This is a genomic window from Parapedobacter lycopersici, from assembly GCF_040395035.1.
In the GTDB taxonomy this organism is placed as follows: Bacteria; Bacteroidota; Bacteroidia; order Sphingobacteriales; family Sphingobacteriaceae; genus Parapedobacter; species Parapedobacter lycopersici_A.
On record NZ_JBEBRB010000089.1, the window covers coordinates 1 to 9,475 of the forward strand.

General features: G+C 50.7%; 11 protein-coding genes and 1 pseudogene. 9 read left to right on the forward strand and 3 right to left on the reverse strand.

From position 1 onward, the window contains the following. The 3 genes and pseudogenes from ABWO75_RS12515 to ABWO75_RS12525 form a co-directional block, all read left to right on the forward strand. Positions 1-512 (forward strand): hypothetical protein (locus ABWO75_RS12515; RefSeq protein WP_353186031.1); only part of this gene is annotated, 512 nt, incomplete at its 5' end. A gap of 35 nt (positions 513-547) precedes the next feature. Continuing rightward, positions 548-1,087 (forward strand): hypothetical protein, encoded by a 540-nt coding sequence (locus ABWO75_RS12520; RefSeq protein ID WP_353186033.1) that lies wholly within the window; start codon positions 548-550, stop codon positions 1,085-1,087. 239 nt (positions 1,088-1,326) lie between these two features. Further along, positions 1,327-1,605: pseudogene (locus ABWO75_RS12525) on the forward strand (MauE/DoxX family redox-associated membrane protein); the annotation flags it as partial. Positions 1,606-1,743: 138 nt separating this feature from the next. Here the strand turns inward: ABWO75_RS12525 and ABWO75_RS12530 are convergent. Then, entirely contained in the window at positions 1,744-2,484 is a 741-nt protein-coding gene (locus ABWO75_RS12530; protein ID WP_353186035.1) for an SDR family NAD(P)-dependent oxidoreductase, read from the reverse strand. A gap of 99 nt (positions 2,485-2,583) precedes the next feature. On the opposite strand from ABWO75_RS12530, the gene ABWO75_RS12535 reads away from it, so the two are divergent. The 4 genes from ABWO75_RS12535 to ABWO75_RS12550 all read left to right on the forward strand — a co-directional run bounded on the left by ABWO75_RS12535 (position 2,584) and on the right by ABWO75_RS12550 (position 5,296). Continuing rightward, positions 2,584-2,979, forward strand: coding sequence for a winged helix-turn-helix transcriptional regulator (locus tag ABWO75_RS12535; protein WP_353186037.1), 396 nt, complete (start codon positions 2,584-2,586; stop codon positions 2,977-2,979). A gap of 85 nt (positions 2,980-3,064) precedes the next feature. After that, on the forward strand, positions 3,065-3,937 hold the full coding sequence (locus ABWO75_RS12540) for a methylated-DNA--[protein]-cysteine S-methyltransferase (RefSeq protein ID WP_353186039.1): 873 nt from the start codon (positions 3,065-3,067) through the stop codon (positions 3,935-3,937). Positions 3,938-3,951: 14 nt separating this feature from the next. Beyond that, positions 3,952-4,572 carry an alpha-ketoglutarate-dependent dioxygenase AlkB family protein gene (locus tag ABWO75_RS12545; RefSeq protein WP_353186041.1) on the forward strand — a complete coding sequence of 207 codons (621 nt, stop codon included), beginning with the start codon at positions 3,952-3,954 and terminating at the stop codon, positions 4,570-4,572. 19 nt (positions 4,573-4,591) lie between these two features. Next, the gene (locus tag ABWO75_RS12550; protein ID WP_353186043.1) at positions 4,592-5,296 is read left to right on the forward strand and encodes a protein-L-isoaspartate(D-aspartate) O-methyltransferase; all 705 of its coding nucleotides are present in this window, start codon (positions 4,592-4,594) and stop codon (positions 5,294-5,296) included. A 44-nt stretch (positions 5,297-5,340) separates the two neighbouring features. Here ABWO75_RS12550 and uxaC read toward each other — a convergent pair whose 3' ends face one another. Continuing rightward, complete coding sequence (gene uxaC, locus ABWO75_RS12555; RefSeq protein ID WP_353186045.1) at positions 5,341-6,747, reverse strand: glucuronate isomerase; 1,407 nt, start codon at positions 6,745-6,747, stop codon at positions 5,341-5,343. Between the two features lie 12 nt (positions 6,748-6,759). Continuing rightward, positions 6,760-7,926: a mannonate dehydratase gene (gene uxuA, locus ABWO75_RS12560; RefSeq protein ID WP_353186047.1), complete on the reverse strand. Its 1,167-nt coding sequence runs from the start codon at positions 7,924-7,926 to the stop codon at positions 6,760-6,762. Positions 7,927-8,272: 346 nt separating this feature from the next. On the opposite strand from uxuA, the gene ABWO75_RS12565 reads away from it, so the two are divergent. Together ABWO75_RS12565 and ABWO75_RS12570 are read left to right on the forward strand one after the other, a co-directional pair. Continuing rightward, the gene (locus tag ABWO75_RS12565; RefSeq protein ID WP_257658538.1) at positions 8,273-8,557 is read left to right on the forward strand and encodes an HU family DNA-binding protein; all 285 of its coding nucleotides are present in this window, start codon (positions 8,273-8,275) and stop codon (positions 8,555-8,557) included. A gap of 24 nt (positions 8,558-8,581) precedes the next feature. Then, a complete protein-coding gene (locus ABWO75_RS12570; protein ID WP_353186049.1) occupies positions 8,582-9,418 on the forward strand; it encodes a tetratricopeptide repeat protein in 837 nt (278 codons plus the stop codon). Positions 9,419-9,475: the final 57 nt, after the last annotated feature.

The following is a 9,475-nucleotide window of genomic DNA, read 5'->3' on the forward strand; positions in this document are numbered from 1 at the left end:
AAATCACGATTGACGGGCAGACGACGCTCCCAAACCGCTTCGGGCAAGACAACATCATCTTAAATTCCTCCTCATATCCTGCGGAAGGAGATGCAGGGTTTCTTCTTTCGATTGTACAAACAAAAGCGAATGGATCAAGAGATCCGGTATTCGATTTCTCGTCTGACGGAGCCCAGTTCAATGGTGAAACCCCTGTGGGCACAACTTACACGGCCAATTTCTTTCATGCATTACAATTAAGTGCTCCGGAGCTTGACGGGTTTGAATATGACAAAGGGAGGCATGGAAACCAAGGTGAGATTACCCTTTCCGTAGAGGAAAACTCTGACCAACAGATACGGTTTCGCATCACCGGAACGGTTATGAAATGGGAAGGAGGCGTAGAAAATCCACAAGAGGTTGCGCTGGTGCCCATCGAAGCTGAATTTACCATTGCTCGTTCCAATTACATAGAAACCACTTCTGGGGGGGGGGTTGCGGCGGGTGTGAGCTGCGAATGCAAAGAAGAATAATCATAGATCATTTTAACCATACATTTTAAAAAGCAATGAAAAAAGCAATCTTTACCCTTATGGCGGTCGCTATCGCCGTCGCTGCCCAGGCGCAGCAATTTCAGAATGGAACCACCGCAGCCAATCTCGGTATTGGCTTGGGAACTGCTTTGGGCGGTCTCGGCAAAGCCCGGCCGGCCATTTCTTTGTCCGTTGACCACGGTATGTGGGATATCGGTGGCCCCGGCGTGATCAGCCTTGGTGGCTACATCGGCAATACCGGCTACAAGTATACAAGCGGTACCTATACGTACAAGTGGAACTACACCATTGTTGGCGTTCGCGGGGCTTACCATTACAATGGCTTTACCAATGTACCAAAACTGGACGTCTATGGTGGTGCCATGCTCGGCTACAATATCGCCAAGTACTCCTCAGACGGGGATGCTGCTGCCTATGCCAATAGCTACGGCAGTGGTCTTGGTTTTACCGGGTTTGTAGGCGGACGTTGGTTTTTTACCAACAAAATCGGTGCCTATGCCGAGTTGGGATATGGGGTGTCCGTACTGAATGCGGGGGTGACTTATAAATTCTAAAGAAACAGGGATACACCTCAGTGTCCTTTTCTAACGGCAATCTTCTGAAAATTTTCAGAGGGCTGCCGTTAATCAGCTTCAACGTTTTTGATTACACGATATTGAACTGTATAAATATCTGTTATTAATTTGCGGATCGACTCGGCTTTTGGGGAAAACCGGGCAGCCCCAATGCCACCTGGGGAAACTGGGAGCAATTTCTCCTCTACTCAAATCAGGTAAACAGCTTCGTCCCGGAGTTCCTGAGGGAGTTCCTGGCCTGCGCCGCAAATGCACTTGAGGTAGTTTTGGCCGTACTGCTTTTGGTGGGGTATCGGATCAAGTGGGCTGCTTACGGATCTGCTGTCCTGCTGGCGCTTTTTGCTATAGCGATGACCATTTCGTTTGGAATAAAATCAACGTTGAACTATTCGGTTTGGATTGGCGCGGCGGGCTGCCTTTTGCTGGGAGCGGTCAAGGGACATGCTTATGGTATAGATAGCTATTTAGCAAAAAGGAAAAGCAATGCCGGGCAATAAAGCAACGCCCCCGAGCGTTTCGGATCGGAGGCGTTTGAGACCAAGACAGGCAGTACATAGCGGTGGGTGGAATATATATTGCCCGGTGTGCCCGAAAGGGATAGTTCATCGTATACTTGCCGGACAATCCGTTCGTTATCAACTGTTTGTTCCACCATCGATGGTAAGACCCGACCCCGTCATATAAGCGCTTTCCGGTCCGGCTAAGTAGGTTGCGAGCGCGGCAATATCGTTGGCGGTTCCAAAATCGGAGAGGGCCATCAATGAACGTTGATAAGCAGAAGTCGGGCCGCTGGCCGGATTCATGTCTGTATCAATGGGGCCGGGATGAATGACGTTCACTGTAATGCCCCTGGAGCCCAAATCCCTCGCCATTCCCTTAGTTAAGCCCACCAGCGCACTTTTGCTCATCGCGTAAAGTGAACCTCCGGGGTCGGGCATCCTTTCGGCCTGGCAGCTGCCAATATTGATAATACGTCCGCCATCCCCCAGGTATTTTATTGCCGCCTGTGAAGCCGCAAATACGGCCCGGACATTGACCGCCATCATGTGGTCAAAGTCTTCCAGTGTAAGCTGGCTAATGTCATGATAGAAGGCAATCCCCGCATTGTTAACCAGTATATGTAATCCGCCGAATTCCTGAACGGTTTTATCCACCGCCGAAATGACGGCCTGCGGGTCGGCACCGTCTGCCCGAAGGGCAATGGCCTTGCCGCCCAGTTGCCTGATTTCCTGTGCCACTTGTTCGGCTTTGTCTTTTGAAGTCTGATAAGTAAGGGCTACGGAGGCTCCTTCACGGGCGAATCTTTTTGCAATAGCGGCACCAATACCCCGGCTCGCTCCCGTAACCAGCGCCACCTTGTTCTGTAGTTTTTCCATCTGATTAATTTTTAATTAATAACTTGAAACAAAAGTAAAGGGAAAGCCTTACTTTTGTTAGTACTGTAAAAATTGTTAAGTACTAACAAAAAAGTAAGTATGCGTAAACCGAACTCTACCAATTCCCTCAACGAAACACGTCTGATTCGGAATTGCGGAATGGACTATACCTTGTCGATCATCGGCGGAAGGTGGAAGCCGACCATTTTATTTAGCCTGATAAAATGTAAAATGCGATACAGCGAATTATTGAAATGTATTCCCGGTATTTCGGAACGCATGCTGGTAGCGCAATTGCGGGAGCTGGAAAAGCACGGAATGGTCCGTCGCATTGTTTATCCGGAGGTGCCACCCCGGGTAGAGTATGAATTGACGGAACTGGGCCATTCGGCAGAACCCATGCTGAACAGCATTTCCGATTGGGGAAATATGCACAGGGAACAGGAGGGACACGCTGAATTACAGCCGGAATCCCTGGCCACTTTGGCTAAATAGCCGGTTACCGCGTTTTCAACGAAAGCAAGTTTCGGGTTTCGTTATCGATAAAACCTTCAGATCTTTGTCCAATAACAGGTATCATATGGAAACGCAGCAACAGTTAAACTATGAACGTATCGCCAGAGCGATCGACTACATCAGGCAGCATTTTAGAGAGCAGCCCAACCTGGATGCCGTTGCCGAGGAGGTAAATCTAAGCCCGTTTCATTTTCAGCGGTTATTTACCGAGTGGGCCGGTGTTAGTCCCAAGAAATTTCTACAGTATACCAGCCTAACCCATGCAAAGGGCGTTTTACGCGGAAATCGGGAAGCAACGTTGTTTGACACAGCCTACGAAACAGGTTTATCGGGCACCAGCCGGCTACACGATCTGTTCATACAGATCGAGGGGATGACTCCGGCAGCATATAAAAATGGCGGGAAGCAGCTGGAAATTGCTTATGATTTTGGCGGCAGTCCGTTTGGCCGTCTGATCGTAGCGTCAACTTCCAAAGGGGTATGCCACCTGGCCTTTTTCACGGATGAAAAGCAGGCCATAGCCGACCTGCAGGTCAAATTTCCCAATGCCAGCCTGAGTCATAAATCGGTTGATATCCAGCAGGATGCGCTTTCGGTTTTCCAAAGCGACTGGGAGAAACTTCCCGAAGTGAAGCTACATTTGAAAGGGACGGCCTTTCAGTTGAAGGTTTGGGAGGCCCTGTTGAAAATACCCATGGGACAGCTCACCACCTATGGCTCCATTGCACAGCAAATTGAAATGCCAAGCGCGTCCCGCGCAGTAGGAACTGCCATTGGAAGCAATCCGGTAGCGTTCCTAATTCCATGTCACCGGGTCATCCAATCCACCGGTACATTCGGCGGCTACATGTGGGGAGAAACACGGAAAACGGCTATGATTGGCTGGGAAGGCGCCAAAATGGGCGCTGATCCCGCACAGCTCCAATACGCTCAGTAAGAAAACAGTAGGTGATGGATCTATTCGGTACCGGCACGGATAAAGCGGCTAATTTATTGCCACGGGACGGCGAGGTAAACTATCTCGGAAAAATAATGGACGCGCAGGAAGCCGCTGGTTACCTCGACTACCTGCTGCATGCGGTGGCCTGGAAGAACGATGAGGCGGTGGTTTTCGGACGCCTCATCCAAACGAAACGCATGGTGGCATGGTATGGTGACTCGGCCTTCCGGTATACCTATTCTAATATCACCAAGCAGGCCCTGCCCTGGACGAGGGAATTACAGGCGCTTAAGCACATCGTAGAGCGGCATGCGGGGGAAACGTTTAACTCCTGCCTGCTTAACCTGTACCATGATGGCCAGGAAGGGATGGCCTGGCATAGCGATGCGGAAAAAGACCTGAAAAAAAACGGAACCATCGCCTCATTAAGTTTTGGTGCCGAACGCAAATTTGCTTTTAAACATAAACTCACCGGAGAAAAAACTGCCATCGTGCTGGCACATGGCAGCCTGCTGTTAATGAAGGGGACCACGCAGACCCACTGGCTTCACCGATTACCCCCAACCAAAAAAATCCGAACCCCACGCATTAACCTGACATTTAGAACAATTGACGGTCAGCGTGGTTATTAGGGGAAAACCCCCGGCAGTCATGTGTATCAAAACATATTTGCCTGCGCTGATTGTATTGGCCACATACCAACAGGCCCTGCCGCAGGATTTTGGTCAGCGGCGTGCCGAGATGGTCAGCCTGCAGCTCGAACCCCGCGGAATTAACCATGCCCCTACACTGGAAGCCATGCGGAAGGTGGAACGCCACCGGTTTGTTCCGCCTGCCTGCCAGCAAGATGCCTATCGGGATATGCCACTCCCCATCGGATATGGGCAAACCATTTCCCAGCCTTTTATGGTGGCTATGATGACGCAGCTGCTTCAACCCGCGCCGGATGACCGGATATTGGAAATCGGTACAGGGTCGGGATACCAGGCCGCTATCCTGGCCGAAATGGCAGGTGAGGTATATACCATGGAAATTGTTCCGCAGCTGGGCGCGAAGGCGAAGCAGCTATTAAGCGAACTCGGATACAAAAACGTGACGGTGATCGTCGGCGATGGTTATAACGGATGGGCGGAGAAAGCACCTTATGACGCCATCATTGTAACCGCAGCACCCGAGGAAGTCCCGCCGCCGCTGATTGCTCAACTAAAGGAAGGTGGGAAAATCATCGTCCCGGTCGGAGCTCAAACGGAGGAGCAGACCCTTGTTTTAATTGAAAAACGAAACGGGGAACTGGTGAAAACGGCCTTAATCCCCGTGCGGTTCGTGCCCTTTACCCGGAGTAAGGACATGCCGTAATTGGTGATGAAAACGGCTGGCATCCGGATCGTCGATCGTGCGGATCAGGCAAAAAATGACTTGGCGTTATGGTAGCAGATGTCCTGAATGATTTTGCCGATCCACTGCTCATCGCGAGGCAAAACACCCCTATTGATGTCCTCCGCAAACAGGTTACATAACAGCCGGCGGAAATACTCGTGGCGCGAATAGGAAAGAAAACTCCTGGAATCGGTCAACATGCCCACAAAGCAGCTGATCAACCCGATATTGGACAGGGTGTTCAGTTGGTTGGTCATGCCATCCAACTGGTCAAGGAACCACCATCCAGATCCGAATTGTATCTTTCCCCTGATACCCTCCGCCTGAAAATTGCCGGTCATGGCTGCAAATACCGCATTGTCTGCCGGATTCAGGTTGTAAATAATGGTTTTGGCTAGCCGGTTCTCGTCCTCCAGGGCATTAAAAAAGCGTTGCATGCTACCGGCCTGCGGTAAGTCGCCGATGGAATCAAATCCCGTGTCGGCGCCAAGCGTCCGCAACTGTCGGCTATTCGTATTCCGAAGGGCGCCGAGGTGAAACTGCTGTACCCAGTTTTTGTCGTGATAAAGCTTGCATAGCTCGGATAGCACCGTGTATGTAAAAGTTTCCTCATACTCGGCGGCGTTGCGGTCATCGCCCTGAAGAACCTGTTTAAATACGGTTTCCAGGGGCAAAGGCAATTGACGGGCGCGGGGCAGCTGATCCAGTCCATGGTCTGCAATGCGGCATCCGTGCCGGTGAAAATAATACAATCGGTTCCAAAGGGCGTCAAGCAGCGTGTCAATGTCTACAATAGCGGTGCCGCTGCTGGCCTGCAGACGTTCGATATAACTCCGATAAACATTGCCGCCATTCAGCTGGAATGCCTTATCGGGCCTGAAGGACGGAAGTATCCGGGTTTCAAACCCCGATGCGGCAATAGCAGCGTGGTGTTCCAGACCGTCTGCCGGATCATCTGTTGTGCCTACCATTTCCACGCCGAAATGCCGCAACAGGCCGCGCGGACGGAATTCGGGCAACTGCAACATCCCCGTTGCGCGTTCAAAAACCCGGGTCGCGTTGTCCGGACCCAGCAGCTCGGTAATGCCGAACGGGTCGCGAAGCTCCATGTGGGTCCAGTGGTAAAGCGGATTGCGGACCGTGTATGGGACGGCCTCGGCCCATTTGTAAAACTTTTCTTCATCGGATGCATTGCCGGTAATGTATCGTTCAGAAACGCCAAGTGTCCGTAATGCCCGCCACTTGTAGTGGTCGCCCGCCAGCCAGATGTGTGTCAGGTTCCGAAAGGCAGTATCGGAGGCGACAACATCCGGTGGAAGATGGGAGTGATAGTCAATAATCGGCAGGCCTTTGGCATATCCGTCATACAGCCTGATCGCCATATCGGACTGCAGCAGAAAATGATCACTTAAAAAATAACCGGCACCCATGTTGATTTCCTATTAGTTGTTTCCGAGAATGCCGACTTCCAGCCCCCTTAATTCGGCGAGCCCGCGAAGGCGCCCGATGGCCGAATAGCCGGGCGCGGTGGTTTTGCCCAGGTCGTCGAGCATTTGATGTCCATGGTCGGGCCGGAACGGTATCGGGGTATCCCGTCGCTGGTTTTCCGCCACCAGGGCCCGCATCACCGCATACATGTCCACATCGCCGTCCAGGTGGTCCGCCTCATAGAAGCTACCCTGTGCATCCTTACGTACATTCCGCAGGTGCGCAAAATATACGCGCTCCTTAACGGCGTCGAAGATCGCCGGGATGTCGTTGGTTACACCGGCCCCCAGCGACCCGGTGCAGAAACAGATGCCGTTAAAGGCCCTGTCCACCGTACGGATGATGTAAAGCAGGTCTTCCCGATTGCTGGCAATACGCGGTAGGCCGAGTATGGGATAGGGAGGGTCATCTGGGTGGATGGTCATGTAGACCCCCGCCTCCTCGCATACTTCCGCAATGGAGGAAAGGAACCAGATCAGGTTTTCACGAAGCCCTTTATGCCCGATAATCCCGTATGCCCGTATACTTTCCTGCAACTCGCTAAGTCCGATATTGCGTTCGCCGGGTATACCCATCAGTATGTTGGTAGACAGCTCCTCCACCTGCTGTGAGGTGTACGACTGATACCTTTTTTCTGCCGCTGTTCGGACAGCTTCAGGATAATCCTGCCCCGCCTGTTCCCGTTTGAGAATAAAGAGATCAAACGCAGCAAGGTCATTCCAGTCAAAATACAGCGCTTTTGACCCATCCGCCATTTCCAGGTCCAGTTGTGTACGCGTCCAATCAAGTACCGGCATAAAATTATAGCAAACCGTGTGAATTCCACAGGAGGCGAGGTTACGCAGACTCTGCCTGTAGTTTTCAAGGTATGCATCCGCCCCGGCTCCGCGGGTCTTAATGGCTTCATGCACGGGTAGGCTCTCCACAACCGACCAGCGCAGTCCTGCTTCTTCAATGATGCGCTTCCGTTCGTTAATTTCAGAAACGGGCCACACATCCCCATGCGGAATGTGGTGTAAGGCGGTTACAATGCCTGTGGCGCCGGCCTGTTTCACGTCGGTTAAGGTTACCGAATCGGCCGGTCCGTACCAGCGCCATGCTTGTGTCAATTTCTTTGTCATTCCAATCGAGTTATTCAGTCAAAATCTATTTGCTGTCGTTCTCCTTTCCTGACCGCTATCCGGTCCATTTGTCCCACTGTCGTTTTCAATCTACATCCCAATATTAGGCAAATCACCCCGGATTCAGGCTAACATTTTACAAATTCGCAGGACCCTTCCGGACATAAACATCCGTGTACGGTTACATTTGCCGATATACAACCCCGGAAACCGCGGACGGTGAGCGGCTTTCATTACAAAAATTTAACAATTTTATTTTAAGATCTCGTTTTAAAGCAATACTTTTGCATCCCCAACATGGGAAGGGCTTACGTGTTGAAAAATAATTAATTACAAAAATATAGATATGACTAAGGCAGAAATTATCGCAGAAATCTCTAACAAGACGGGGTTAGAGAAAGTAGATGTTCAGGAAACTGTTGAAGCTTTTTTCAAGGTGGTGAAGAATGCCATGATTAGTGGCGAGAATGTTTACGTAAGAGGTTTCGGTAGTTTTGTGGTAAAGAAGCGGGCAGAGAAGACAGCCCGTAATATTTCAAAAAATACAGCGATCATTATTCCCGCGCATTACGTACCCACGTTCAAGCCGGCTAAAACATTTGTTGAGAAGGTGAAAACCGGCAACAAATAACACGGACCTTTCAAGCGTTCCATTATGCACAGGACCAAACAAATCATAGCTGTTACCGCTGTTGTTTTATTGATGGGGTTTTTATTAGCACAACCCATCAAAGGTTTGGTCAATGAAGATAAAAGTACGGCCGATGCCGCAGGGGCCGGCGCTGCCAATACGGTGAATTTTGAGTTGGTATCGCAGCAGGCCAAAAGGGGGTTAAACGCCAGTATTATCCAGGAGATATCCGATCTGGAGTCCAAATTGGCTGATGCATCGGGCACAGCAAAGCTGGATCTGCTGGAGCAACTTGCTGCCAAGTGGGACGATGTGAATGAATCTGCTCCATTAGGATTTGTGTACGAGGAGATGGCGAAAATTGATCCGCAGTTTAGCTACTGGCTGAAGGCGGGCGACGCTTACCGTGCGGCCTATACGAACCTGCAGGATACGGTGACTGCCCGTGCGCTCAATGATTACGCGATCAATGCCTATGAACAGGCGCTGGAAATTAATTCTGCCGACCTGGATGCCAAAACCGGCCTGGGTAGCGCATATGTAAGTGGCACCAATAACCCGATGGCCGGTATTGCCTTGTTGCAGGAAGTCGTTAAGGCCGATCCGGACCATGTCGGAGCGAATAAAAGCCTGGGGTTGTTTTCCATGCAATCCCGGCAGTTTGACCGGGCAATTGACCGCTTTAAGAAGGTTGTGGCGTTACAGCCTGATGCGGAATCCTACTTTTACCTGGCAACCAGTTACGAAAACATTGGGCTGAACCGTGAAGCAGTAGCTGCTTTTGAAAAAAGCAGGGATCTTGCTGCGGATCCGACCCTGACGCAGTTTATCAATCGTAAAATTGATGAACTGAGTAAATAATCATTAATTTATTCATTTAAAAAAATTAAGCTATGCCAAGCGGAAAAAAAAGAAAAA